At 65.5% G+C, this 26,488-nt stretch carries 22 protein-coding genes and 1 pseudogene; 13 read left to right on the top strand and 10 right to left on the bottom strand.

Annotation, left to right across the window (positions count from 1 at the left end):
• Window positions 1–153 precede the first annotated feature (153 nt).
• Window positions 154–1,044, bottom strand: coding sequence for an endonuclease domain-containing protein (locus tag Q2K20_RS13990; protein WP_235027945.1), 891 nt, complete (start codon window positions 1,042–1,044; stop codon window positions 154–156).
• A gap of 439 nt (window positions 1,045–1,483) precedes the next feature.
• Between Q2K20_RS13990 and Q2K20_RS13985 the strand changes: the two genes are divergently transcribed.
• The 12 genes and pseudogenes from Q2K20_RS13985 to Q2K20_RS13930 all read left to right on the top strand — a co-directional run.
• The gene (locus tag Q2K20_RS13985; RefSeq protein WP_269528881.1) at window positions 1,484–2,518 is read left to right on the top strand and encodes an aspartate-semialdehyde dehydrogenase; all 1,035 of its coding nucleotides are present in this window, start codon (window positions 1,484–1,486) and stop codon (window positions 2,516–2,518) included.
• A 185-nt stretch (window positions 2,519–2,703) separates the two neighbouring features.
• The gene (locus Q2K20_RS13980; RefSeq protein WP_283467825.1) at window positions 2,704–2,931 is read left to right on the top strand and encodes a hypothetical protein; all 228 of its coding nucleotides are present in this window, start codon (window positions 2,704–2,706) and stop codon (window positions 2,929–2,931) included.
• Window positions 2,924–3,259: a type II toxin-antitoxin system PemK/MazF family toxin gene (locus Q2K20_RS13975; RefSeq protein WP_313312713.1), complete on the top strand. Its 336-nt coding sequence runs from the start codon at window positions 2,924–2,926 to the stop codon at window positions 3,257–3,259. Before Q2K20_RS13980 ends, Q2K20_RS13975 begins: the two co-directional genes overlap by 8 nt.
• A 68-nt stretch (window positions 3,260–3,327) precedes the next feature.
• A complete protein-coding gene (locus Q2K20_RS13970) occupies window positions 3,328–3,999 on the top strand; it encodes an enoyl-CoA hydratase/isomerase family protein (RefSeq protein WP_132063757.1) in 672 nt (223 codons plus the stop codon).
• A 257-nt stretch (window positions 4,000–4,256) separates the two neighbouring features.
• A complete protein-coding gene (locus Q2K20_RS13965) occupies window positions 4,257–4,535 on the top strand; it encodes a hypothetical protein (RefSeq protein ID WP_061917080.1) in 279 nt (92 codons plus the stop codon).
• Complete coding sequence (locus Q2K20_RS13960) at window positions 4,536–5,771, top strand: cupin domain-containing protein (RefSeq protein ID WP_313312715.1); 1,236 nt, start codon at window positions 4,536–4,538, stop codon at window positions 5,769–5,771.
• 92 nt (window positions 5,772–5,863) lie between these two features.
• Entirely contained in the window at window positions 5,864–6,670 is an 807-nt protein-coding gene (locus Q2K20_RS13955; protein WP_313312750.1) for a sucrase ferredoxin, read from the top strand.
• Window positions 6,671–6,785: 115 nt separating this feature from the next.
• Window positions 6,786–7,805 (top strand): AraC family transcriptional regulator, encoded by a 1,020-nt coding sequence (locus tag Q2K20_RS13950; protein WP_120284854.1) that lies wholly within the window; start codon window positions 6,786–6,788, stop codon window positions 7,803–7,805.
• A 98-nt stretch (window positions 7,806–7,903) separates the two neighbouring features.
• Window positions 7,904–9,064 carry a hypothetical protein gene (locus Q2K20_RS13945; RefSeq protein ID WP_317176865.1) on the top strand — a complete coding sequence of 387 codons (1,161 nt, stop codon included), beginning with the start codon at window positions 7,904–7,906 and terminating at the stop codon, window positions 9,062–9,064.
• Window positions 9,061–9,933: an SDR family oxidoreductase gene (locus Q2K20_RS13940; RefSeq protein WP_317176864.1), complete on the top strand. Its 873-nt coding sequence runs from the start codon at window positions 9,061–9,063 to the stop codon at window positions 9,931–9,933. Before Q2K20_RS13945 ends, Q2K20_RS13940 begins: the two co-directional genes overlap by 4 nt.
• Entirely contained in the window at window positions 9,930–10,934 is a 1,005-nt protein-coding gene (locus Q2K20_RS13935) for an alpha/beta hydrolase (protein WP_317176863.1), read from the top strand. The genes Q2K20_RS13940 and Q2K20_RS13935 overlap by 4 nt, the downstream gene beginning before the upstream one ends.
• A 132-nt stretch (window positions 10,935–11,066) precedes the next feature.
• Window positions 11,067–11,273 (top strand): annotated as a pseudogene (locus tag Q2K20_RS13930) (sucrase ferredoxin); the annotation flags it as partial.
• Between the two features lie 30 nt (window positions 11,274–11,303).
• On the opposite strand, the gene Q2K20_RS13925 reads toward Q2K20_RS13930, so the two are convergent.
• Window positions 11,304–12,275 carry a VOC family protein gene (locus Q2K20_RS13925; RefSeq protein ID WP_317176862.1) on the bottom strand — a complete coding sequence of 324 codons (972 nt, stop codon included), beginning with the start codon at window positions 12,273–12,275 and terminating at the stop codon, window positions 11,304–11,306.
• Window positions 12,276–12,629: 354 nt separating this feature from the next.
• On the opposite strand from Q2K20_RS13925, the gene Q2K20_RS13920 reads away from it, so the two are divergent.
• Complete coding sequence (locus Q2K20_RS13920; RefSeq protein WP_317176861.1) at window positions 12,630–13,910, top strand: ATP-binding protein; 1,281 nt, start codon at window positions 12,630–12,632, stop codon at window positions 13,908–13,910.
• A 5-nt stretch (window positions 13,911–13,915) separates the two neighbouring features.
• On the opposite strand, the gene dcm is transcribed toward Q2K20_RS13920, so the two are convergent.
• The 8 genes from dcm to Q2K20_RS13885 all read right to left on the bottom strand — a co-directional run bounded on the left by dcm (window position 13,916) and on the right by Q2K20_RS13885 (window position 26,377).
• The gene (dcm, locus tag Q2K20_RS13915) at window positions 13,916–15,769 is read right to left on the bottom strand and encodes a DNA (cytosine-5-)-methyltransferase (protein ID WP_317176860.1); all 1,854 of its coding nucleotides are present in this window, start codon (window positions 15,767–15,769) and stop codon (window positions 13,916–13,918) included.
• Window positions 15,770–15,993: 224 nt separating this feature from the next.
• The gene (locus Q2K20_RS13910; RefSeq protein WP_317176859.1) at window positions 15,994–18,081 is read right to left on the bottom strand and encodes an AIPR family protein; all 2,088 of its coding nucleotides are present in this window, start codon (window positions 18,079–18,081) and stop codon (window positions 15,994–15,996) included.
• Window positions 18,062–19,042, bottom strand: a complete 981-nt coding sequence (locus tag Q2K20_RS18230; protein ID WP_410494208.1) for a PD-(D/E)XK motif protein — start codon at window positions 19,040–19,042, stop codon at window positions 18,062–18,064. The genes Q2K20_RS13910 and Q2K20_RS18230 overlap by 20 nt, the downstream gene beginning before the upstream one ends.
• A complete protein-coding gene (locus tag Q2K20_RS13905; RefSeq protein ID WP_317176950.1) occupies window positions 19,026–21,794 on the bottom strand; it encodes a Z1 domain-containing protein in 2,769 nt (922 codons plus the stop codon). The genes Q2K20_RS18230 and Q2K20_RS13905 overlap by 17 nt, the downstream gene beginning before the upstream one ends.
• Window positions 21,795–21,811: 17 nt before the next feature.
• Complete coding sequence (locus tag Q2K20_RS13900) at window positions 21,812–23,218, bottom strand: ATP-binding protein (RefSeq protein WP_317176858.1); 1,407 nt, start codon at window positions 23,216–23,218, stop codon at window positions 21,812–21,814.
• A 256-nt stretch (window positions 23,219–23,474) separates the two neighbouring features.
• Complete coding sequence (locus tag Q2K20_RS13895) at window positions 23,475–23,906, bottom strand: very short patch repair endonuclease (RefSeq protein ID WP_317176857.1); 432 nt, start codon at window positions 23,904–23,906, stop codon at window positions 23,475–23,477.
• Between the two features lie 106 nt (window positions 23,907–24,012).
• Window positions 24,013–25,110, bottom strand: coding sequence for a hypothetical protein (locus Q2K20_RS13890; protein WP_317176856.1), 1,098 nt, complete (start codon window positions 25,108–25,110; stop codon window positions 24,013–24,015).
• Window positions 25,111–25,207: 97 nt separating this feature from the next.
• Window positions 25,208–26,377 (bottom strand): phosphotransferase family protein, encoded by a 1,170-nt coding sequence (locus Q2K20_RS13885; protein WP_317176855.1) that lies wholly within the window; start codon window positions 26,375–26,377, stop codon window positions 25,208–25,210.
• Window positions 26,378–26,488: the final 111 nt, after the last annotated feature.

Here is a 26,488-nt window from a genome sequence, read left to right as displayed (position 1 = left end):
CCCGGCGCCCCGCGCACCCGGCGCCCCCCGCGCCGCCCCGCGCACCCGGCGCCCCGCCGAGCAGAGGAATTCGCCTGTATCGCCCGAGTGGCTCAGTGCGAAATCCTCTGCTCGGCGATCACCCGCCGCGGCTCGTCGTCCGAATCGGTCGGTTCAGCCGCGAAAGCTCCCGTAGCCGCGGCGGTGGAGGGCTGCGCGCACGTGGGCCAGGATCTCGCCGGGGGTGCGGACGAGCGAGGTCGCGGTGACCACCTCGATGTACCAGCCGGCCGCCCGAAGCCGGTTCCGTCGGATCTCGTCCTTCGCCTGCTGCTCTTTCGTGCGATGGTCCCCTCCGTCGTATTCCACCGCCACCTTCAACTCCGGCCAGGCGATGTCCAGGCGATACCTGAACTCGGGGACCCGGTGCTGCAGGACGAATCCGGTCAGACCGTTCTCGAGTAGGAACAGCCGCGTCCGGGTTTCCCAGGGCGACTCGGCATCTGTGTCGACCTCCTCGATCCTCTCGAGAACAGTCCGGCGACCGCGGACGCCGTGCATGTCCTCCACCAGGGCCGGTAGGCGGCTGATCGGTAGGACGCCCATGGTGGTGGAGGCGTCGAGCGCGCAGATGGCCTCGACGCGCGGTTCGCGACGAGCGATGTCGAACAAGACCCACTCGGGGCTGGCGATGCGGATGTCGGGGGAACGTCCCGACGTCAGCACGTGGATGTGCTCGGGCGGGATCCGGTACTGCCAGCCCGCCAGCCCGGGCCGTTCGATCCGCCGGCCGGGCGCCACCACATCGTCCGCGAACTCGCGCGGCGGGAAGTCGTGCCCATAGAGCGTGGCTGCGATCCACCCGGTCAACGTCGCGTCCGGGTAGAGCGTCATGAGCGCTTCGGCCCGCGCCCAGGCGTCGACGTGCACGTGGTCCCGGACCCACAGTCCGTGGTGCAGGCGGGTGTAACCGCGGTTCGTGACGCGGCTTCCGGTCAGGTGCCGCAGGTCGCGGGTGCGGATGGGGGCTGTGCGGATGGGGGCGGTGCGGGATTCTGCGCTCACGGACCGTGACTCTGCCAAGCGGACGTTGACTGGCAGGGGCGCAGAGCAGGGATCCGCGTCGACCTGTGGATGGGGCCGAGGGGTGTGGATAGCGATGCCACGGCCTCTGGCCCAGGACGTCGACCCCCTCGGCGAGCACCGCGGTCCTCGCCGAGAAGAGGAATTTGCGCAACGCCACTCGGCCGATACAGGCGAATTCCTCCGGACGGCGAGGCCGGGGGGGCGAGCGACCGGATGGCGGGGCGTGCCCCGCCGCCCGCGCTCCGCCCCGGCCTCGCCTTGCGTGGTGTTCGTGCCCGAAGCGCGGCCGGGTGTGACGCACGCCGCTGTCCGAGCTGGGCGACCCCGGTAGGATGGGGTACTGCCGGTCGGTCGAGCGCAGGGCGGAGAACCCGTCCGCGGCGGGCCGGGACCAACCTTTCAGGAGTTGACCTTTTCGATGACCACTGTCGCCGTAGTCGGAGCCACGGGCCAGGTGGGGCGCGTGATGCGCGCCCTGCTGGAGGAGCGGGACTTCCCGGCTGACAAGGTCCGTTTCTTCGCGTCCGCCCGGTCCGCCGGCACCACGCTGCCGTTCCGCGGTGAGGACATCGTCGTCGAGGACACCGCCAACACGCCCGACGAGGAGCTGGAGGGGATCGATATCGCCCTGTTCTCCGCGGGCGGCACGATGTCCAAGGAGCAGGCCCCTCGGTTCGCCGCGGCCGGCGCCGTCGTCGTCGACAATTCCAGCGCGTGGCGCAAGGACCCCGACGTCCCGCTCGTCGTCTCCGAGGTGAACCCCGGCGCGGCGAAGAACCCACCCAAGGGCATCATCGCCAACCCCAACTGCACCACGATGGCCGCGATGCCGGTGCTCAAGGCGCTGCACGACGCGGCGGGCCTCAAGCGCCTGGTCGTGTCGACGTACCAGGCGGTCTCCGGGTCCGGGCTCGCCGGCGTGGACACGCTCAACGACCAGATCACCGGCAACGTCGGCGCGGGCCACGAGTTGGTGCACGACGGCTCGGCGCTGAAGGTCGATGACCACGGCCCGTACGTCGCGCCGATCGCGTTCAACGTGCTGCCGCTCGCGGGCGGGCTCGTCGACGACGGGTCCGAGGAGACGGACGAGGAGCAGAAGCTGCGCAACGAGTCGCGCAAGATCCTCGACCTGCCGGAGCTGCGGGTCGCGGGCACCTGCGTGCGCGTGCCGGTGTTCACCGGTCACACGCTGAGCATCAACGCGGAGTTCGACAAGGACATCACGCCGGAGCAGGCGCGCGAGCTGCTGGCGAAGGCGCCGGGCGTCAAGGTCGTGGACGTGCCGACCCCGCTGGATGCGGCGGGCATCGACGAGTCGCTGGTGGGCCGGATCCGTCAGGATCAGTCGATCGAGGGCAACAAGGGCCTCAACCTCATGGTGGCGGGCGACAACCTGCGCAAGGGCGCGGCGCTCAACACCATCCAGATCGCGGAGCTGCTGGTCAAGTAGCGCAACTGCTGGTCGAGTGGCCAGTCGCGGGCTGAGCTGGTCGGGAGTACGACGACGACGAGGCCCCGCAGTCGCACACAGGCGAGAGCCGCCGCCCGGTCACGCAGACCGGGCGGCGGCTCTTGTGCACAGGGCTCGCGAGGAGTTCGCTATCTCTGCGGTATGACCGCCGGTATACTTTCGGTATGTCCCACACGACGATCAAGGTGAGTCGCGACCTCCGGGATCTCCTGAAGAGGCAGGCCGCCGAGGAGCGCCGCACGCTGGGCGATCATCTGGCGTATCTCGCCTCACTCGCCGAGAAGCAACGGCGGCTCGAGCGCCTGCGTGCGGAGATAGACGCGACATCGCCTGAGGATCTGGCGTCCTACCGCGAGGAGTCCGAGTGGTGGGAGCGGGCGCAGGATGCCTGACCCGACTCCCGGGGAAGTCATATGGGTTGTCCTCGATCCCGTGGCGGGTCGTGAGCAGAGCGGTCGCCGGCCCGCGGTGGTGGTCTCGTCGCGCGCGCACATCTCCCTCGCCGATACTCTCGTGATGGTGGTTCCGGTGACGTCGGTGGATCGCGGATGGTCGAGCCACGTCCTGCTCTGTGGAGACGTGTTCGACCGCGACTCCTGGGCGATGACCGAGCAGGTGCGCACACTTTCGCGCCAGCGTGTTGTCGGCCATGCCGGCCAGGTGGATGCGGGGACCCTGGCAGACATTCGCCGGTGGATCCAGGATTTCCTAGACGAGTAGCGGTCGACCGCCGAACCCCGACCCCGACCCACCCACACCCCACAAGCCACAACCCGAGAGGACCACCCATGACCCCGACCCTGACCCACCACGAGGACATCGCCGTCCTCACGCTCGGTAGCGACGAGAACCGCTTCTCCCCGGACCGGCTCGACGCGATCAACGCCCACCTCGATGAGGTCGAGCAGTCCGCGAAGGGGCTCGTCACCGTGGGGTCGGGCAAGTTCTATTCCAACGGCCTCGACCTCGACTGGCTCATGGCCAACTCGGACCGCCTGGACTGGTACGTCGGCCGGATCCACGAGCTGTTCTCGCGCGTCCTGACGTTCTCCCTGCCGACGGCCGCCGCGGTCAACGGGCACGCCTTCGGCGGCGGCGCGATGCTCGCGATGGCCCACGACTACCGGGTGATGCGCGACGACCGCGGCTACTTCTGTTTCCCCGAGGTGGACATCAACATCCCGTTCACTCCCGGCATGGCGGCGCTGATCCAGGCCAAGACGACCCCGCAGACGGCCATGACCGCGATGAGCACGGGCCACCGCTACCCCGGGGCCGAGGCGAAGGAGGCGGGCCTCGTCGACGCGACCGCTGCGGAGGCCGAGATCGTCACCGCGGCGCTCGGGCGTCTCCAGCCGATCCTCGGCAAGGACCGCACCACTCTCGGCGCCATCAAGTCCACGATGTTCGCCTCCGTCACCGAGGCGCTGGGCCGGGGTCCCGGCGGCGTCAGCCTCTGATGCCCACCCGTCCCGGGTCAACTGCGGGTTCGGGGTAGCGCGGGGATAGTTCGACGACGACGACGACGACCGCCGCCGCCCGGAAACGATGCGGTCGCCCGGTCACGCCGAACCGGCGGCGGCTTCGGTCGTATAGAGGCCGGTCCAGTGCCATAGTGGAACTGCAAGCCCCTCGTGTCCCGGCGTGCTGCCGGAACACGTGGCCAGATCGCACGACTCCCTGCAGGTTCACGCCTGCACCGACGAGAGGAACGCAGATGGCTATCAACGACGACGACATCACCACGTCCGGCGCTCAGGGCGAGGGCATCGCCGACGGCGGTTCCAACCCGGGCGGCCATGACGGCGGCGCCGACGGGTCCGCCCACCACATGAAGGGCGAGGGCGAGGGCTTGGCTGACGGCGGTTCGAACCCGGACGGTCACGACGGCGGCGCGGACGGTTCCGCCGATGGCTCAGCGAACACCGGCGAAGGGGTGGCCGACGGCGGTTCCAACCCGGATGGTGCCGACGGCGGCGCTGACGGCACCCAGTAATTGCGGGCGCTTCATCGGTGCGTCGCGTGCAGCTCGGATGAGTTCGCTGCGGGGGTGTGGGGGCAGCGGCCCCTGCTGACCCGGGCGGCCGAGCTGCCGCGCGACTACGCCGATCTGCTCTCACCCGGGATGGTCGACGAGATCGTCGCCGAGCGCGGGGTGCGCACGCCGTTCGTCCGGATGGCGCGGGAGGGCACGCTCGTCGACCGGGCGTGCTTCACCCGCTCCGCGGGGTTCGGGGCGCAGATCGCCGATCAGCTCGACCCCGACGGCGTGCTCACGCAGTACGCCGCCGGGGCGACGCTGGTCCTGCAGGGGCTGCACCGGTTCTGGCCGCCGATCATCGACTTCGTCCGCGGCATGACCTCGGACATCGGGCATCCGGTGCAGACCAACGCCTACATCACCCCGCCCGCGAATCGCGGGTTCGATCCGCACTACGACGTCCATGACGTCTTTGTGCTCCAGGTGTCCGGCACCAAGCGGTGGCGGGTGCACGAGCCCGTCCACCACCATCCGCTTGCGGATCAGCCGTGGACCGATCACCGCGAGGCGATCGCCGAACGGGCGAAGGACGAGCCGGTCATCGACACCGTGCTCGAGCCGGGGGACTGCCTCTACTTGCCGCGCGGCTGGATCCACTCCGCCGAGGCGCAGGGCGATACCTCCATCCACCTCACGGTGGGCGTGGCCCCCTTGACCGGGCATGACGTCGCCACGGCGATGATCGAGGCACTGGCCTCGGAGGCGGAGCTGCGGGCGTCGTTGCCGTTCGGGCTCGCCCCGGTCGATGCCGCGCGCGCCGAGCCCCACGCCCGCGAGGTCCTCGACGTGCTGGCCCGGCTGATCGCCGAGAAGCAGGAGCAGCTCAGCGCTCTCGCCGGCGACGCGCTGGCTGGCAAGTACCTCGATCTCATCAGACCCGCCGCGATCCGCCCGTTGGCCACCCTCGACGCCGTCGCTGCCCTCGAGCCCGACACCCGGCTGCACCTGCGCGAGGGGCTCCATGCACGTGTGGACTGCACCGACTCCGACGCCGCCGCCGCCAATCCCGGCACGGTGGTGTTGAGGCTGCCCACCAAGTCGGTGACGTTCCCGGCGGTATGCGCTTCCGCCCTGCGCGCTGTCCTCGAGGGTGACCCCGTGAGCGCCGGTTCGCTGCCCGGCCTCGATGCCGACGACGGACTGGTGGTCCTCCGCCGACTACTGAAGGAGGGTGTGGTGGTGGCGCTGTGAGCAGGCCTGCGGACTGGGAGCCGTGCAGCGACTCGTCGTTGCGCCGCGGCGATCCCCTGGACGGGTCGGGCTCCCGGGGGTTGCGGTGGCTGATGGTCGAGCTGTCCGGCCCGTGGGGGTATTCGGCGTTGCTGGACTCGCCGGGTCTCCTTCCGCCCGAGCTGGGTCGCGAGATCGCCGGGCGCGCCCAGGAAGCGGATGTAAGGGTTGCCGCGATCCGCAGGCCGGGTCGTCGTCGTCATACAGAGGAGCGACGCTGGCGGTGGGCGCTCGCCGACGCCCGGCCCGGGCACGAGTCGCTGCGGTGGGGCGAGGTCGACGGCCCGGTCGGGTACGCCGAGATCCCCCTCGACGGTTCCGCCGGCGTCCCGTCGGCCGAGCCTCTGGTCGCGGTGTGCGCGCACGGGAAGCACGATCAGTGCTGCGCCGTGAGGGGGCGCAGCGCGGCGGCGCGGATCGCCGAGCGGTATCCGGAGGCGACCTGGGAGTGCTCGCACCTCGGTGGCGACCGCTTCGCCGCGACGATGCTCGTCCTGCCGCACGGTCTCTTCTACGGCCGCGTCGACCAGGCGGAGGATCCGGCTGACATCGTCACCCGCTACACCGAGGGCCGCGTCGACGAGCGGTACCTGCGTGGACGCAGTAGCCATTCGGCGGCCGTGCAGAGCGCGCAGCATCACGCCCGTGCGGTGGTGCCCGACGACCGCATCGACGCCTTTGCCCCGGCCCGCGTGGTCGAACGGGACGAGCACGTCGAGGTGACGCTCGAGGGCCCGCACGGTCCGGTCGAGGTGTGGCTGCGCGAAACTTACTCGGAGCCGATCTTCACGATGTGCCGGGCCCACGCCCCCGGGCCGGTCCGGCAGTGGGAGCTGATCGAGGTCAGGGGCGGCGGGTAGGGCCGGACGTCGGGGCGAGGTGGAGCGAGGATGGTCGAACCACGTGTGGCTCCGCGGAGACGTCCTCGACCGCGGCTCCTCGGGGACTCCGCACGCGAAAGGACAGGCGACGTCGATGCAGCCGTTGATCCGCGCCGCGAGCCTGCGCGGGTTCGCTGAGCTCGTCACCGAACTCGGCGGAGATCCGGATCGGCTGCTCGCGCGGTTCGGCATCGAGCCAGAGACGTTGGCGGACGAGGACGGGCTGCTGTCGATCACCGACCACGACCGGATGCTCGATGTGGCGGCAGCCCACCTGCGCTGCCCGGACCTCGGTCTGCGGCTGGCCGAACGGCAGGACGTGACGATTCTCGGCCCCATCGCGCGCGCGATCGGATCGTCGCAGACCCCCGCGGAGGCACTGGAGTGCGCGGCTCGGTTCATGTTCGTGCACAGCCCCGCGCTGAGGATCGAGGTCGCCGACGACCCGTGGGGCCGGCGCGGCGTGATCGCCCTGACGTACCGCAAGGAACTGACCGAGTCGCCGTACTCGCCGCAGGCCGCCGAGTTGGGGCTGGGGGTGTTCTACCGGGTGGCCGTGCATCTGGTCGGGCAGTCCACCGGGTTGCGGTCGGTGGAGGTGCCGCACGGACCACTCTCGCCGGTCGGCCGGTATCTGGGCTTCTTCGGCGTCGACGTGAAGTTCGACCGGCCCGCGGCCGCGCTGTGCGTCGACCGTCGGATGTTGGATGCCACGTTCGCCTCCGCGGATGAGGATCTCCGTCGCGCGGCCCTCGATCACCTGACGGGCTCGTACTCCGACCCGTCGGACTCGGTGGCTCACCAGGTGCGCCGCCTCGTGGGGGAGCGCCTTCCCGGCCGCGTCCCCACGCTCGCCGAGGTGGCCGGGGCGCTCCTGCTCCACCCGCGGACGCTGCAACGTCGCCTCGCCGCCGTCGACACCACCTACGGCCGGGTCGTCGACGACCTGCGTCGGGATCGCGCGCACCGGTTCATCACGACCAGCGACCTGTCCTTCACCCAGATCGCCGACCTGGTCGGTTTCGCCGAGCAGGCCACGCTCAGCCACGCGGCGCGCCGGTGGTTCGGTATGTCCCCCGGGGAGCTGAGGCGGACCACCAACCTGTCGCCCTGACACAAGTTTCCAGCCGCCGGACACCGGATGCTGGTGTCGACCGCGGGAACGACCGGCGCCCCCCGGGCGGCCACCCCATCGGCGAGGAGGAGCGAACGATGCTGCGCGAAGATCCACCGCGTTCGGACCAGGTGTCCGGACCCATGCTCGAGCAGATCGGCGCGCGGCCGATCCCCGAATTCGACGGCGTCCACGACGTGTGGCCGCGGGGCGAGCGGCTGAGGGCGGTGCGCTCGGCGGCCGCCGAGTACAAGAAGCGGTTCGTGCAGCAGGGGCAGGTGCGGGCGGTGCGGTCAGTCGACGTGGCCGGGGCGCCGTACCCGGTCAAGTACGCCTTCGACAACGCGGTGTCGGTGCCCAGCCTGCCGTTGGTCACCATGATCAACCGCATGGTGGTGGTCCAGTACGACGACTGGAACGTTCGGCCCCGCACCCTGGTGTTCGAGCCGACCGTCCCCGCCGGTTCCGCCAAGGCGCCGTTCTACGCCAATCTGGAGAGGCTGGTCGACGCCGTCCCCGGCGGCCGCCTGGCCAGCAAGGCGATTCTGAAGTACTTCAACGAGCCCGGCGAGGCCCTGGCCAAGGTGGGACTGCGGCCGGAGGACGTGGACTTCCTCACGTTCGACCACCTGCACGTGCAGGACCCCCGGATGATTCTCGGCTCGAACGAGGTGATCGCGGGCGAGCCGGCGCCGCGCACCCCGCTGTTCGGCGACGCGCAGCTGCTCGTGCACCGCCGCGAACTGGCCACCCTGGAGGACCTGCACCCCATGCAGTGGGCCTGGTACGTCGAGGACGGACTCGACGGCGTCCACCGGGACAGGTTCGCCGTGTTCGACGGCGACATCGAGCTCGGCCCCGGCATCGCCCTGCTGTGGACGCCCGGCCACACGGACGGCAACCACTCGCTGGTCATCAACACCCCGGACGGCGTATGGGTGTCCTCCGAGAACGGCATCTCCCTGGACAATTGGCAGCCGGAGCTGTCGAAGATCCCCGGCGTCCGGCGCTACCACCGCGAGTACGGCCGCGAGATCTGCCCCAACGCCAACACCCTCGAGGACGCGCTGGACCAGTACGACTCCATGATCAAGGAGAAGACCCTCGCCGACCCGTGCCCGGCCGACCCGCGCTGGCTGCAGATCCTGCCCTCCACCGAGCTGGCGCCGTGGAAGCGCTTCTGGCCGGTGGTGCCGACGTACTGCCACGGTGGGATCTCCTACGGCGAACTCCGCTCCGGCCTGAAGGACGGGAAGTGAAGACGACGACGAGGACCCGCAGCGCGCTCGTGACCGGGGCCGGTCGCGGCTTGGGCCGAGATATCGCGGGCCTGCTGGCCGACCGCGGGTATCGCGTCATGATCACCGATCTGGACGAGCAGTCGTCCCGGACGGCGGCCGCGGAGATCGGGCGGGGTGCGCTCTGGGCCGCTGTCGACATCCGCGATCGCGGGCAGGTCGACGAGGCCCGGGACCGGCTGGTCGCGGAGACCGGGGGCGTGGACGTGTGGGTCAACAACGCCGGCGTCCTGCTCACCGGCCCGGCGTGGGAGCAGACCGACGAGCAGCGGCGGCTCATGCTGGACGTCAACGCGCTGGGGACGATCAACGGCACGGTCGCCGCGATCGAGGCCATGCGCGGCCGCAGCGCTGGTATCCCGGGCACCGGCGCGACCGGCAGTGGCGGGCACATCGTCAACATCGTCTCGCTGGCGGGGATCTCCGCGGTCCCGGGCGAGGCCGTCTACGCGGCGTCCAAACACGCGGTGATGGGCTTCAGTTCCAGCACGGCCGCCGACTTGCGGCTGGCCGGGGTGGACGATATCGACATCTCGTGCATCTGCCCGGACGGCATCTGGACCCCGATGCTCTTCGACAAACTCGAGGACCCGCAGGCGGCGCTGTCGTTCTCGGGTGTCCTCCTGCAGTCGGAGGACGTGGTGCGCGCGGTGGGCAGGGTGCTGGAGTCGCGGCGCCCGGTTACGGCCGTCCCGGCTAGGCGCGGGGCGCTGGCCAGGCTGGGTGCCGCGTTCCCCCGCCTGGCGTCCGCCCTCCTGCCGCTGATGGCCGCCAAGGGTCGCCGGAAGCAGCGCACTCTCCTACGAACGCAAGGATCGTCCCGCTCTTGACCACTCGGACAGACCCCTCCGTGATCATCCATCGTGAGGTCGACCTGCAGTCCCGGTTGCTCTACTGGGCCGGGCGGGCGACGCTCCGTCAGGTGTACCGCTTCTGGCCCATGACCGGCGCCGGGATCCGGGGGCTGGCCGAAGTCGAGCGCGGGTTCTCGCGACTGGCGGGCCCCGCCGGGGTGCGAGTGGAACGGACCATGCTCGGCGGCACCGCGGCCGAGACCTCGACCCCCGATTCCGTCGGCCCGGACGCACTGGCCGACGTGTCCGTGCTCTACCTCCACGGGGGCGCGTTCGTCTTCTGCGGCCCCGGCACCCACCGTGGGCTCTGCGGCCGGCTGGCGATGGACCTCGGCGTGACCGTGCACTCGCTGGACTACCGGATGCTGCCGGAGGTCGACCTGGCGACCGTGGTCGCGGATGCCTACGCCGGGTATCGCGCTCTGTCCGAGCAACTGCCCGCGGATCACCGGATCGTGGTGGCCGGGGACTCGGCGGGCGGGTACCTGGCCGCCGCGATTTGCGAGTTGGCCGACCGCGACGGCGTCCGCCAGCCCGCCGCGATGGTGGGTTACTCGCCCCTGCTCGACGTCGATGGCGAGGTGCGTGAGGGGCCGTGGGCCACGCGCGACTCCTACCAACCGGCCGTCACGGTGCAGCGGTTCCAGAGGCTGTGGCAGCACCACGCCGACGGGCTGGAGAGCAGCCGCTCGATGCTCACCTGCGATCCGGAGGTGTTTCCGCCGACGCTGATCACCCTGGCTGCGGGCGAACTCGTGGAACCGGCCGCGCTCCAGCTGACCGAACGCCTTCACGCGGCCGGGCGGCCCGTCGAGACCCATCGGTGGTACTCGGCAGTCCACGCGTTCCCGGTGCTCGCCGGCCTGACCCCGCACAGCCGCCACGCCGGCGGGATCACGGCCGAGTTCTTGCGCCGGACGATGACGGCGCCGGTCTCACAGCGCCCTCTCTCAAGACATGCACGAGATGGGTCTTGACCGTGCCTTCGGACAGGTGCAGCGACTCGGCGGGCTGCCGGTTGCTCGAGCCCCCTCGGCCACGGCGCGCAGGACCTCGGACTCCCGGTCCGTGAGCACCGGCCGAGGACCACGCATCCGGCTCAGTAGCCGGGCGGCGACCGCTTTGCCGCGACGATGCTCGTCCTGCCGCACGGCCTCTTCTACGGCCGCGTCGACCAGGCGGAGGACCCGGCCGACATCGTCACCGCCTACACCGAGGAGCGGGTCGACGAGCGGTACCTGCGTGGACGCAGTAGCCACTCGGCGGCCGTGCAGAGCGCCCAGCACCATGCCCGCGCGGTGGTGGGAGCTGATCGAGGTCAGGGGCGCGTAGGGCGCGTCAGTGCGTCAGACGCTCTCCACCACGGGCTCGGACAGGAAGTCGGCCGCGGCCTCGGCGGCGGTCTCCTCGAGCGGGATGGTGCAGGCCAGGGGCTCGCTGCCGGACCAGTCGTGGCCCCAGTAGCTGTCGGCGGTGATGTTCTGCGGCAGGTAGTGGTCCTCGTCCACCATCAGGCCGTCGTAGCCGTACTCGATGTCCCAGCCGCCGGGCGCGCGCAGGTAGTAGGACACCATCTTGTCGTTGGTGTGGCGGCCGAGGGTGGAGGAGATGCCGAACCCGTGCTCGGTGGTGCGCTCCATGGCCTGGGCGACCATGTCCATCTCGGCCACCTCGAGCATGATGTGCACGATCCCCGGGCCCATGTGCGGGGCGGGCATCACGGCGAAGCTGTGGTGGCGCGGGTTGACGCCCATGAACTGGATGCGCAGCGGCGGCATGCCGGGGGCGGCCGGGAACGGGAACGCGCCGCGGGTGTGGAAGCCCAGCACGTCGCGGTAGAAGCCGATGGTGGCGTCGTAGTCGGTGGTGGGGACCACGAGATGGCCCAGGCCCAGCTCGTCGGTGACGAACTCGGTGCGGTACTTGGTGGAGACCTTGGAGTGGTCCAGCTCAGCGCCGTGGAAGATCTCCAGGCGCTGGCCGCAGGGGTCCTCCAGGGTGATGGCGCCGTCGACCTTGATGGCCTGCGTCTCGTCGTGGGTGAGGTCGCGGTAGGCGATGCCGTGCTCGGTGAGGGTGGCCCGGACGCGGTCGAGGGCGATCTCGTCGCGCACCTCCCAGCCCACGGCGGCGAGGTTGTCCTTCTCGGCGCGGCGCAGCGTGATGCGGCGGGCGCGCTCGTCGAGGCGCAGGTGGAGGGTGTCGTCGTCGCCGCCGGCGCCCACGCCCAGGTCGAGGACGTCGTGGGCGAGGGTGCGCCAGCGGTCGAGGTCGGTGGTGTCGATTCTGAGGTAGCCGAGGGCCCGGATGTCGCCCATGGAGTGTCCTTTCGCCGATGAGGGTCTCGGCGTGCCGGGGGTGCCGCCGTCCGCCGCGCCGCGCGCGTCCGGTCCGGAGGAGGGATGAGGACACTGTGACCGCGTTATGGCGCGCGTCACCGTTTGTTTCCGGTGGGTGGGAAAGGTGCAGGTGGGCGGCTGGCGTCGTCTGCCGACGCGGGACGACGATGACGACGACGGCCCGCGGCGCGCGATGGCTAGAGCCGTCGCGCCACGATCAGCTCGGGGGTGCGGCGGAAGGTGGGTCAGGTCGGGGTGTCGTACCGCTGGACAACTATGGTCTGAGTAGTCCGATTCGATCCGCCAGTTCGAGGAAACAGAGAGAACCGCCACGTGAATCCCGGTGTTGCCGTCGCTTCTGTTACGCCCTCCGCCGCGAGGTTGACCGAATCGCTCAGGGATATCGGCTACGACTTCAGTTCGGCGGTCGCGGACCTCATCGACAACTCGATCAGCGCCGGCGCGGAGAAGATACGGGTCATCATGGATTTCGACGGTGAGGACTCCCGAGTGTTCATCGCTGATGACGGGACCGGCATGACCGTTAACGGCGTCATCGAATCACTACGATTCGGAAGTCGGCGCGAGTATGAACTGGGCGACCTCGGTAGGTACGGGCTCGGACTGAAAACCGCCTCGCTGTCGCAGGGGCGGTCTGTGACCGTGGTCAGTCGCAGCCCGCGGATGAAAGAACCGCAGATTCGCCGGCTGGACTTGGATTTGATCGCGGAGTACGACGATTGGATCGTGGTGGTACCGCCTTCTGACACTGCGATCGTCAGGGCGCGTGAACTTCTGGCGGGTGATACGGGAACCGTCGTGATCTGGGACAAGCTCGACCGGATCCTCCCCGCGAAACAGGCCAACGGGGGCTGGGCGAAGCGCCGGTTCGACGGACTCCGGGAGAAGTTGGCAACTCACCTCTCGATGGTGTTCCACCGATTTTTATCCGGCGAGGGAGACGCACGCCGGATCGAAATCTGGCTGAACGACGAGCGGCTCTCCTCTTGGGACCCGTTCCAGAGGGCGGAACCGGAGACCAAGGAGCTCGGCAACGAGTCATTCGAGGTCATGGTGGGTGACCTGGCTGGGAAGGTGCACCTCCGCCGGTTCATCCTCCCCTCTCGGAACGCCTTCTCATCGCCGGAGGCATTCGACCAGGCCTCCGGCCCGCTCAAATGGAACCGTCAGCAGGGCTTGTACATCTACCGCGCCAACCGGCTCGTGCAGTGGGGTGGCTGGGGAGGCACTCGGGCGGTCGACGAACACACCAAGTTGGCGCGCGCGTCGATCGATTTCGGCACCGACCTCGATGCCGCATTCAACATCAACGTCGCCAAGATGCGGGTGGCCCTACCTCCGCAACTGAAGCAGATGCTGGGCCGCCCGATCTCGGAGCTGTGCATCCTCGCGAACAACGCCTACCGGGTGGACGCCCCGCGGCGACGCAGCAACGGTGTCGCCGGGATGTCGCAGGAGGTGTCCAACGGCGCCGAGATCGGGCTGGCGATCAAGGCTGCACTGGTGAGGACGGGCAACTTCGAGGCGCTGACCGCCATCTCGGACCTCCTCAAGCAGGAGTCGCCTGATCTCGCCAAGTCGCTCGGGTTCTGAGCCGCTCAGAACAACGAGGTCGGCGCGTCGATGGCTCCATTCGCCCGGGCGCAATGCTCCCGCAGCGGGCAGAGCTCACAGACGGGGCGGTCGATCAGGCAGATCGATGCGGCGAGCTCGATGAGCCCCAGCTGCGCGTCTCTCGAGCTCTCACCGATACCCACGAGCCTGGCGACGGCCAAGCGTCCGTCTGTCTGCTTGTTCCGCTTGTCCACGTCGTTTCCCAGGAAGCGGCTTGCGACCCGGAGGACGCCCTTCCCCGTCAGCACGGGCTCCTCCGACTCTTGGCCGTCGGCGCTCGACGTGGGCACCGCTAGTTCGGCCAGTTCCGCGACGGAGTTCGCGATGACTGGGAGGCGTGCGCGATCGATGGCCGGCGCCCAGAGCTCGTCGGGGTGGGCCGCCATCTGGGCAGCGAGTTCTCGGAGTTGATCGGCACGGGCCGATCTGCCCACGCCGTCTGCCAGATAACCCAGCGGAGCGAGGACCTGCTCGCTCGGTACCGCCCCCCGGTCGACGTCGAGATTCTGGATGGCCGGGTAGAAGGACTTGACCACTGTCCGGGTGGCCCGGTGAAGGAGGATCTCGCTGGCCACGAACACCCACCGCGAGCCTGACCGCAGCCAGGGCAGCGCGAGCTCCCCGTCCCGTCGACCGCCGTACCAGTCGGCGAGCGTGGTTCCGATCTCGCGAGTGGTGAAGGGCATCCGGTCACCGGCAGCGAGCGCGGACCTGATCGCCGTGCCGACCGCCGCAGCGACCATGGGGGGCACGGCGTTACCGATCTGCTTGAAAGCCGCAGACGGCGGTCCCGAGAACCTGAAGTGGTCCGGGAACGACTGGATACGGGCGGCCTCGCGGACCGTCAGCGTTCTCGGTTGTCGGGGATGGATGTACCAGTAGCCGTCTTTGGCGATGTGGGCGGTGATGGTTCGCGACAGATCGTTCTCGTCCAGGCGCTTGTACTTGTCGTCGAAGATGTCGTTGCGGTATCGCTGATGTTCGGGAGCGAGATCCGAGTACTTGGTTTCGTGGGTCATCGACTCGAAGGCGGCCCGGTCGTCCTCGCGGACCGGCCGGGTGATGTGGTCAAAGACCCTGTGTTCGTCGCCCGGCGGGATCTCGCGTCGCATCCTCCGCTGGTACTCGGTGACCGGGCCGTCGTAGTCGGCCCATCCGTGGGCGCCACCTTTCGGGCGCCAGCCACCCTCCACCTCTGGGAGCTCACCGATCGCATTCCAGAGGGTCGTCTTGGTGGGGGAGTCCGCCGGCCAGGTGAATGACACCCCATCGCGGAGGGCGACGACCAAAAGACGCTGCCTCATCTGGGGTACGCCGTAGCGCCAAGTCTCCACGATCCGGGTATGGACGGAGTACCCGTCCTGCTCGAGCTCCTCGACGATCGACCGGAAGATGAACATCTCGCGGTCCAACGCGAGATCGGGCACGTTCTCCATGAGAATCGCCCGAGGACGCGCGAAGGTAGCGATCTCGAGGAACGATCGCCACAGGTCGCGGCGCTCGTCGTGGGGGTCCCGCTCACCCAGCTGAACCCGGTGCCGGATCATCGAACGCCCGGCTTTCGAAAATGGTTGACAGGGCGGCCCCCCCGCGAGGATCTCGATTCCGGCGTCCTTGATCAGGCTCGCGACACGTTCAACGACATCCGGGTCGGCGAGGTCCCAGTCCAGGGAGAGCCCAGCGAAGTGGTGAGCGTGGGTGGCTACTGCCGCGGCGTAGTGATCGGCGCCGATCACCACGTCGTAGCCCGCCTCCTCCAACCCGAGACTGATGCCGCCCGCGCCCGAGAACAGATCCGCGGCGAGATGAGCACCATTCCTTCGAAGCGACGCCGCCAAGCGCAGAAAGTCGTCAACGCCGACTGCATGGTCTTCGTGAGGTGGCAGGGATACGAACGGGCCGCGGATCAGCTTCACGCCGTAGGGCGATGGGTGCTGTTTGGACAACTTCCCTGCTCCTAAGGTGCCAAGATCGTCGACACCCCGATTGTATAGCCCGCGCGCCCAGAAATTGAAATCGATACAACTCCGATCGGGTGAGCGAATCCCTCGCAAATTGATTGTTAATCTACAGCGAGGCCGGACTCTCTCGCTCGCACGTGGCAAGCCAAAGCGATCTCACATTGCCATACTTCAGGGACGAAGCGGCCACCGCTATTTGCCAACTTAGAGAGCACCCCGGCCTCCTTCGGCGACAGTCGCCCCAGTTCCTTGAGGCGAAGTTGGACTGGGCGCCACGATGTAGCCGGAATCGAAAGCACTTGGGTCTGCAGATCAATGCCGATATCGGTTTTCTGAAGCTGAGCCGCTGCCCGTTTTGCGGATCGCGCGGCGGTCGACGGCACAATGTATCTCTTTAGAACGCCTGCACTATCGGCGCTCAATCGCCGAGACTTCGCCATCTCCCAGGATGCCGGGTCCTTCGCCCACTCGGTGACGTTCTGTCGGGTTCGTCGATTCGATTCCAAGACACTCAGCATATCTTGGGCAATTTCCGTGCACAGCCCAAGAAGATCGTCCGGCACGGCTTGGGCCTCCCACAGCCTGTTAAAGTCGAACTCCTCACCCGAACGAGCGACGGCCGAAACCGCTTCAGCCAAGCGAGCTATGGTCAAGGTTACAATATTCGCAAGGTAGCCCTTCTGGTACCAAGAGGACTGCATTACATTCTTGCGAATGGCGTTGTATAGGATCGCCTTAGAAACCAGGTCGCGATAATATTTTTCATTGATAGCACTATCGTCAGCTTCCCACCTTCGAGCGGCCTCGGCGGCGAAAGCCACGAAGTTCTTCTGGGCACCTCGGCTGACTAGGTGCGGAAGGCGGGACCAAGAGTTTTCATATCGTGCAGCGTCCGTCTTGCTGATGACCTGTGAGCGAGGGTACTCAGCGTCGAAGCGCTTCTGGCCCGATTTCGTTAGCTTCGATTTGTCGTTCTGGTACTGCCCTCTCGTGCGCTCGTAGTACCACTTCGTTTGGACGTGTACGCCAGGTACGGGCGGGGTGGTGAGGCGCTTCGAAATTTGCTCCAGTCGAACGTGGAAGGGGCTATTCGAGAAGAAATCTGCCTCGTTGACAGAGTTTTGACTATTCGCAAATCGAGAAATATTCGGAACAAGTTCGGAGGCCAGGTCTGGGTCGACCACAACGAGCTTCATCTGCACCGCGACGCTCTCAATCGAGGCTCGCGATTTTGCATCACGCTGTACGTAGTACAAAGAAGCGGTCGTCTGGCCACCGTTGACGATTTGGAGATCACTGATCGACGAGATGCCGTCGGCAGAAAAACGCACACCGGTAGCTGTGGCCGTGATCCCGTTATTATACGCAAGGAACCTATCGGGTGCAGACTCGAGAGTGGTACGGATGCCCTTATTGACCTTACCTCGGACAGAAAGAAACGACCGCACGTTGCTCTCAAGAAGTCTATTCCCGTGTCGTTCATACAGGCGCGCCAGCATCAGTGCTGGGACAGTCAATAGATAGGTATCGAACTCGCGGCCGCGAACGACGAGGGCTGGTAGACGATCGATATCGCAATAGTCAGAGATCTCTATCGTCAGAGTTTCTTGTCCTCCGGCGGACGTGAAGGCTTCGTAGAGTTTGGCGATGTCCCACAGGCGGAATTCGACTTGCACGCCAGAGAGATCTTCGCTAACGCGAATAGTATCGCGCTTATAAACGTTGTCGCTTACTGCATGAACAATAACTCGCCGGAGCGCTACGCTCTTGCGCTTCAAATCGATCGCGAGCTGGACGGCGGGGTCACTGGGCTCGCGGTCGCGTGGGAAGTCGCCAGAAAAAGCGTCTCGGAGGAAGCTCCTGGCGAGAGAGAACAGCCGATCAGTCTTAGTCTGAGTTAGCGACGGGATGGCCGATGCGGCCGTGTCGCCGGAGAAGTCGCCGATCAGAAGGTCCACCGAATCGTCGTCGTCATTGATGCAGTAGCCGTCGATGCCTAGGTTTGAGTTCCGCTCGCCAACGCCCCTGAAGTGGATCTGGTCGAAGCCATCTATGCCTCCCACTTCTTGGAGTAGATCGCCAACCTCTGCAACGAAAGCGTCATGAATTGGGAGACCATCCGCGTCAGCTCGGGCGCCGACCCGATTCACCAGATCGCGGCGAAAGGAATCAAGCTCCACTATGATCACCAGGCCAATCCGTTTCGAATCCAGAAAGCTCAGGAAGAGCGATCGTATATGTCACCTCAGACACTCCGCGAGGAACCATACTTGGGATTATCCGAGGGAAACTGGGACCGACCTCGAACATAGCTGCAGCTGGCTCAGTGAACCGCGTCTCTCTTAGTCTGGGATCGTCCAAGCTAACGCCGAGCAATGCAAGGCGGCCGCGGAGGACAGACACGGTGGCCGCCGTGGTCGCGGGATGCTCTTCGACTTCTCGTATCACGTCTACCAAAGACCAGCCGTCGCGGACTTCTTCGGACGGTGGGAGGTCGTCAAAAGCGAACACAGCAAGGAACAATCGGCCCGCCTCGGAAAACAATTGTTTTTCAGACGAGATGCGTATGCGAGAGTGGTTGACGTGTCGACTCTTCACTTCTAGATAGTGCGAATGCCCGAAGTCAAAGTCGTGGGGGGAGCCGAGGGGTCCCCGCCAACCGTCTACGGCCGCGTTTGGGCCGAACGATATTGAAGCAAACCTCGATATCAGCCACATCTCCGCGAAGAGCCCCCTAAGCTGGGCCGATGTTAAGCCAGGTTTCTGGGGCACTCGGAATAGTAGACCCATCTCATCGATTGTCTGACCGACGAGAATTAACGAGTCTAGGGTGCTGCTGGCGTCGGCGGAATTGTTAACGATGGCTGCGACCAACTCCGCGAAGGCCAAGTCTAGTAGGGGATTAGTCAGCGTCAGTGAGCAAGCCCACTGAAGGTCTTCCATTCGTCTGCGGTAAGAGACTTCGACAGCATGGGAGTTGAGCCGAATGAAGCTCCTTGGATCTTGGTCCGCGATCAAGAGAAACGACTCGCGGCCGTCCTCGAGAGTAGCGAATGCTCCAAGGGGATGACTGGTGTCCAGGCACACGTCATTGGTTGCGCCTAGGCTTGAGGCCCGCCAAGACTCAAGAACGTCAGCCGTCGTAATCATCTGACAACTCCGTCTCGTCGAAGTCGGCAAACCAAGTGCGGGTAGCGACCTTGTTGATCACATACTCTATGTCGCCGGTCTTGGATGCAGACGCCCGCTCGCCCGGAATCGCCAGCTTGGCGGCTATTAGTAGGTTCCCCTTTGAGCGCTGGCTGTCGACCGACGCCTGCACTTTCAGCGTCGTCTGATCGACTTCGGCATCAGCGAACGATGCCACCAAGGGGTAAAGCAAAAGGACTGGGTTCTTCAGGACCGGGTAGAACGCAGCTTCGCCGACATTCGTTTCCTCGTCTTGCTCATGCGAACGCCGATAGTTGGCCTCCGCCTGGGCCCTCTCTTCGGCTGAAAGAAAGCGCGCAAGATCGTGGGGCCCCGCGAGACGAGAGCTTTTCCCCGCTACGGCCAACTCGCCGTTGGGTGAGACAACCACGTTGCGTCGTGGTACGGGAATCTCGAGCCCCTCTATCCCAGACGTTGACCAATCGTGGTTTTGGCTGCCACGCACCACTGCGACGTCCCACTTACTAAGAAGAGGCCCTCGCGATGCGGATACAAACTTGGCAAGGTTGTCGGCGAACCATATCGGATCCGTTTTTGCGCCGGTAAAGGAGGTCAAGAACGCGCTAATCAATGATTTGTCGACGTCACGCCACTCAACAAGATCCATGTAGCGTGGTGTCGACTCATCCAGTGCCATCACTAGCTGGCGAAACGCGGCCATGTTAGCACCAATTGCATCGGGCTCGGACGAAAGTTTGGTGCTTTCGATACGGCGACCAACGAGCGAGACGACCTTTTTGTGATCCTCGGCGGATCGCATTTTGTTGCGCGCGGTCACAAGCAAAGACTCGGGGTGTTTTTTGACTGCCAACCCGAAGTCGGATGGTGTCAGCCGCTGTGCCTTCATGTACCGTAGGTCGTCGCGCAGTTCGGAGATGGCCTCGTCGATGAAGCGGTACTGAGCGGCGATCGTTTCGTCGATCCAGAGTCGACAAAGATCGTCGTAACCGGGGCGATAGCCGAACCATCTCGCCATTTGCATAAGGGTGTCGAAAGCAGCGGCTCGGCGGTAGAAATAGCTAACGGTGAGACCTTCAAGGGTGAGGCCTCGGCTCAGTACGTCGCCCCCGACGGCAATCAGTCGCGGCGGCCTATCCCAGCTCAGATTTTGCTCCTCAAGCTTTTTGTCGCTATCGGAGTTAAATGTTTGAACGGCTATGCCCGTAACGGCGGAGGGGAGTCGACCTAGCACCGCTTTCCAAGACTCGTCAACGGTTTCCGCCAGGTCTCCGTATACCTTGAAGTAGGTTTTCTCCAGGTTTTCAATAGAGCTGTTGGGCGTGCCATTTGCGTAGGAAAGAGAGTGGAACTGGACCGCGTTTCTTAGTTCTGTGACGTAGTCGGAGACAATTTCAGACACGGTGGCCTGGACGTCCTTGAATCTCGTGACGTTAATGAGCATGGATCTTGCGTCGCTGGAGTGTCCGCGGATGTCTCGGACGGCGTTTGCGATGAAGAATGCCTCAATTGCTTCCTGGAGAGATCGCGGGATCCCGTTTACTCTCAGCCGTTTATTGTGTTTCGACGGGAAGTAGGCCTCGGCATCTGTGGGCTTGAGGAGCGCCTTGGAGGCGGGCTCATACGATGTGCCGAAGAAGACTCTGGCACCGACGTAGTTGCTAGGAGCCTCAAGCGCGTAAACATAGTCACGGGGGAATAGGTCGTCGCTCACGTCTGAGTCGATGAAGATGTTTGCAAACGGGGTAGCGGTGAATGCTAGGTACGAGCTGCGTTCGAATAGGCCGAGTATGTCTCGGATTTTCCCGTTAATTGCCGTTGGGTTTTCGTCCTCCGTTGCCCGCGTGTTTACTGAGGCGTAGTCCGATTCGTCATCCAAAACTAGCAGCGGCGCGGTAAGTTGATTGCCTGTGATTTGCTGCCGTTCGAGCCAGTCATAGACAGCCTCGAGCACCTTGCCATTTTTTTTCAGCACTACGATGAAGGTTGAGCCCTCGGTGCCCTGGCCTATATGGATATTGGTGTTCCGCTTGACGAGTTTGGTGAAGTCCTTTAGTACAGTGGTCATCGATTGAACGGTGGGAAGCTCGGCGTTGAATTGGCCGATACCATATGGCCCAACGGTTGATGCCGATCCGGTCTGGTTTCCGTCCCTCGTGCTTCGGCCGATAACGCCCTCGTCTAGGCGCTCCTGGGTTTGCTGTCGCAACGACTCCGTGCTGCCGGCGAGCACAATCACAAGGCGGAAGCCCGCGTCAATAGCCTTGTCGATGACACCAATGTAGCTGGCGGTCTTTCCGCTTTGGACGTCTCCGATGACTAGGCCCCGCCGGCGCCACGGCCCAGGCAACCTGGGGTTACCGAGATGGTCGACGATGTCGTTTGTGACTTGGTCCATTGTGTCGACAACTCTGGGCGGGTAATTTTTGGCGAGAAGCAGTTGCTTGTACGCGGTCCATCTATGCCATGAAATATCGTGACGATGCTTTTCGAGCCAAGGCTCGTGTCCTTGCTCTGTGATGGCAACGCCACGGTCGACTCGAACGTTTAGAGCCGAGATTAGCTGTCGCACTATGGGCGTATACTGATCGTCGGCGAGGGTTGGTGCAAATAAGGGGGCTAGCTTCTCGACTACTTCTTTTATCTCCCACTCCGTCTGATCCGGCTCCTTCGCGATCGCAGTTAAGGCGATGGAGTAGACATGGGCCTGCTGCTCGTCTAGGGCATGTTGCATTGTCACGTTTTTGCTCTCTACTTAAGAATCTCGAGGATGGCTTGGTCGAGGCTTGGGTGATTCACAAAGGGTTCAGTGGTCCTAAGGATCGTTTCGATTGTAGCGCTATCTGTTGTCGGTAGTGCTTGTCGGAGGGAGTAACCTAGATCGATCAGCTGATCAATTGCGATTTCGTCGTTTGAGTTCAGCTTATCTTGGGAGAGTCGGTTGAAGATGTCGCCGATGGGCAGCCCGGTTTCCGCCATTGTGAGAATTGCGTTGAGGGTTCGGAGTTGTTCTGAATTCAGTGAGTCGGCGAGAGCGACTAAGGCTGGATGCGCGCGGTTGATTTCGTACCTAAAGATTTTGTCGTGCTCGACAAGGTTCCATATGTGTGTGACTGAATCGTTGCTCGTTCGTCGTCCACGGTATTGGTGGACCCGTTCGCTTGGTGCGGTGAATAATTCGACCATCTTCCGCAAGCGGTTTCGGACCTCGGGAGGCGGCTGCGCTTGGGACTTTTTGACGTCTAGAGACCAGAGATCGTCGAGGGAGTTCGGAACATCGACCCGGATTCGGGTGAGGCGCCTCATGTTGGATTTTGGTGCTAGCCGGAACCATGTACCCCAAACGACAAGGCGTTTCGCTCTGTATACGTAGAAGCCTTGGCTTTCTGTGGGGGTACCTGCGACGTGAAGTGCGTCGAGTTCTCGTTTTGTTAGTTTGTTTAATGCAGGAAGGGTGTAGCCCTGTACGGAGACGGTTTCCCCCCTTATTGTGATGGTGTCCTCACCTGTTACTTGTGTTGCGCGGTGGCGCGAAAGGAACGGGTCGTTTGCACTTATTGGATGACCGTTAAGGATTATTCGGACGGGCGAACTTGCGCGCTGATCGATGAATCGGTGGAAGACAAGACCGATATGGTCGCGAACTTCGGACATGGCGCGGTCGAGGTCGGCCGCGGAAGGGCCCCACTGTGCTTGGAGTAAGTCGAGGTCTTCCCAGAGGACGATGGTCCCTGACGTTTGGCGCCTAAGGACGCTGTACGGCGTTAGCCACTCGAGAGCATCGAGTGGCGGAGAGAGGAGTGTCCATCTTCCAGTCTTCTCGATGGCTTTGAGACTCCAGTTGTAGGCAACGGGGCCGGTGGTGGCCGTTTTAGAGACAACGATCAAGCTCCGAGCCTGCGATAGTGAGGCCGTCTTGAGTCCTAGGCCGAAGCGGCCTAGATCGGACGCAGCTCTAGTGGTCCGCAACGAGGAGCCCGCGAGCCTCATCGCCTCGCGAGCAGTTTGAGGCGTCATCCCATGTCCATCGTCTGTTATCGCGATGTAAGGATGCGGGTCGTGACCGAAGTCGATCGCCACCGTGCTGGCGCCCGCCGATATTGAGTTGTCGATCACATCGGCGATCGCCGTCCTGAGGCTGTACCCGACTGAACGCATTGATGCCATCAGTTGTGGGCCGGGGGGTAGCTCTTCGAAGGTCGCTCCGTTAATGCTTGGCGGCGCAGGCTGCATATATTCGTTCGCCTCGGTCAGTCTGCCTCGCCTGGCGCCCCATGGCGACGGTTGTGGGTTTGGCGTCCGCGTTCCGACGCTGAGGGCATGTTAGCGGTAGTTAGGCGGCGTGTCCTAGATTTCTGGCGTTGTGGACAGCAAGCGCCTGAGATTTGCTGTGAGCGTTCACCTTCCGCAGGGGTTAAAGAAGGTGCCGTGTGATCTGATCCGCTACTGCTTCGGGGTCCTCGTGCTCCCAGTAGCGGAGAACAGTCCATCCGTGGTTCTCGAGTACGTCTCGAACTCGCTGGTCGCGCTCGCTGTTAGCAGCGAACTTTGTTCCCCACCAGTTGGAGTTTGTTTTCGGAACCGTGCCGTGGACGGGGCACTGGTGCCAGTAGCATCCGTCGATGAAGACTGCGACTCGGCGCCCCTTCCAACCTATATCGGCGCGGAAACGCTCGCTCTGTAGAGGACGGAAGTCGACGCGAAAACGGTGCCCGCGTCGGTGTAGCGCTCGACGGACCGCCATCTCGCACGAGGTGTCGCGAGTCCCCTGTCGTCTCATGTTCTGCCGGACGATTTCGGACGAAGCCTCTGGCCGTGTCGTGTATGGATTGTGAGAGGTCTGCACTACCCGTCCTTCGCTGGCCGATGGCAAGTTTGCAGGCGGTCGTTCTGCGGCATTAGGGTCCCGGAACCTCAGCTCCGTGTCGGTGTCGGACAGTCTCTATGACCATCTAGCCATACTCGCCCCAGTCGGTGAACCCCGACGGGTCGTGCCGGCCCAAATTCGCGTGTTCGAACAGGCCCCAGCCTACGTCGCCGTTGCAGGCCGCCCGGGCCACGTGGTCGACGGTGTTGAACGGCAGCATCGCCACCACGTCGGGGGAGGTCATGTCGTAGGTGACCGACTCGCTCCAGTCGCGGCCCATCCAGCGACCATGCGACCACGCTGGGTCGCCCACGTACCCCGAGCCCATGCTCAGCGGCACGCCGCCGAGGGTCTCGACCTCCAGCAGTAGCGGCTCGCCGCCTGGCGTGGTCAGGTGCAGGCGCGCGCAGTCGGGGTTACGGGTGCCGCTGCGGTAGTCGACCTCCATCCGCGGCCAGCCCAGCTGCTCGATCTGCCCGTCGGCGAACACCCGACTCGCGTGATTGAGAGTGCGGTGCCCGTCGGGACTCTCCTGCAGGATCACGACCATCGCGTAGTCGTCGAAGCGCAGCGGGACGTAGGTCCACCAGAAGCCCTCGCGCGGCTCGGCCGCCCACCGACCGGCGGGGTCCGACTCGCCGCTCGGCCGGATACCCCACGAGCGGTCCCGCGTTCCCAGCCACGCGTCGGGATCCACGGCGAAGTCGCGCCCGTCGACCGAGAGCGTTCCCGACCAGCTGCCCACCTGCGCGAACCGGCTCGCGTCGAGCATCGCGCGCGTGCCCTCGAGCAGCACGTGCCGGTCCTCGAGCACCGCGTCGAAGGAGCCCTCCCACGTCATGTCCACCGACAGGTCCGGGTGCTCGCACACCAGCCGCAGAGTGCGCAGCGGCTCGATCACCTCGATCCGGAACCCGCCCACCGCGGGCGCGAGCGACCGGGAGTCGAGGGCGTCGGAGAACCGCACCGACCGCTGGGTGTCGCCGTGGCGGACCGTGACGAACGCGTCCACGACCCCGAGATTGGGATACACACCGAACCCGGCCACGAGGAACACCTCCCCGGTGCGGTCGTGCGCGTTGAAGTAGTAGCGATCGTAGAAATTCCGGTCGCTGGTGACCACCTGTGCCATGGGCAGCGGCGTCTGGTGGACGGGGAACTCGTCGAGCGGGGTGGGTTTCACGTGGATCCTCGGGGCCGGGGGAGGCTGTTGGGCGGTGCGGTGGCGCGGGCGGTCGGGGCAGTGCGGTGGGACGGGCAGTGCGGTGGGACGGGCGAGCTCAGTCGGAGATCAGGCGGGCGAGCATGGGGTGGTGGAGGACGTACTCGTCCGGGTGGGAGGGCGCCTCCTGCTCGCCGAAGTGGATACGACGACGAGTGATCCGCGACAGGATGATGGCCTGTCGCAGCCCGGCGTAGACGTAGTAGAACGGCAGATCCCGGACGGTGGAGCCGGTCAGCTGCTCGTACTGCTCGACGACCTCGGAGTGGTCGAACACGTCCGGGATCCCGGGGAAGCCGAAGGTCACCGCGAGGTCCTGGAACAGGTCGTGGAAGTACAGGAACCAGCCAAGGTCTACCTCGGCCGGCGCGATGGCCGCCATCTCCCAGTCCAGGACGGCGGTAGGGGTGGTGCCCTCGTAGAGGATGTTGCCGATGCGGGCGTCGCCCCAGCTCAGCACGTCGGGACCTGTCTCGGCGGGCCAATGGCCCTCGATCCAGTCGAAGGCGCGCTCGATGAGAGGGATCCGCAGTCCGTCCTCGCGGGTCGTCCACTCGTAGTAGGCGCGCTGCTCGTCGACGTGCGCTCGCAGGGCGCTCACGCCGGGCGCCGGGGCCAGCGCCGGCAGGAGGTCGGCCGGCGCGGGAATGCGGTGGATCTCCGCGAGCACCGCCACGGACTCGCGCTGGAGCTCGGCCCGCTGCTCGGGGGCCATCTCGAGTAGCCAGCCGTCGAAGACGTACGGGGGATTGTCGACCGGCGACTGACCGGAGGCGCGGTCCATCACCAGGAACGGCGCTCCGAGCACGGCCGGATCCTGCTCGAGCCAGCGCACTCGCGGCACCGGCAGATCGGTGGCCTCGCCGACGGCCCGCATCACGTCGAACTGCTTCGGCAGGTCGTAGACGGGGAATACCGGGAACGCGTCGTCCAGCGGGCACATCCGGGCGACCAGGTGCGCAGACTGCCGTTCGGACGGGCTCGCCGGTGCGCTGGCTTCGGCCGGGGTCCACGTGGCGTCGAAGAGCACCGAGATGTTGGACATCCCCGAGCTCTCCGGTCGGCTCACCGCAGTGACCTCGACCCCGGCTGCAGCGTCGACCTCGTGGCGCTCGGCCAGCCAGGCCGTGAGGCGCTCACGGAATTCGTCGAGATCGGCCTCGCCGGAGGTGACCCGCTGGTGGAGCGGCTCATCGGAGCGTGGCTGCGTCATGTGCTCGGACGTCATGTGCTCGGACCCTTCGTGCGGATCTGATGCGCGGGCGGGGCCCCGCGCGAGCTCAGTGTGACCCACAGCACAGGGATGGGGGCCCGAAACGCTGACGCTCGCAGGCTGCCA

Origin of the sequence: Dietzia sp. IN118 (genome assembly GCF_032905965.1) — a bacterium.
Classification (GTDB): domain Bacteria; phylum Actinomycetota; class Actinomycetes; order Mycobacteriales; family Mycobacteriaceae; genus Dietzia; species Dietzia kunjamensis.
This window is presented reverse-complemented; position numbering and strand designations above follow the sequence as displayed.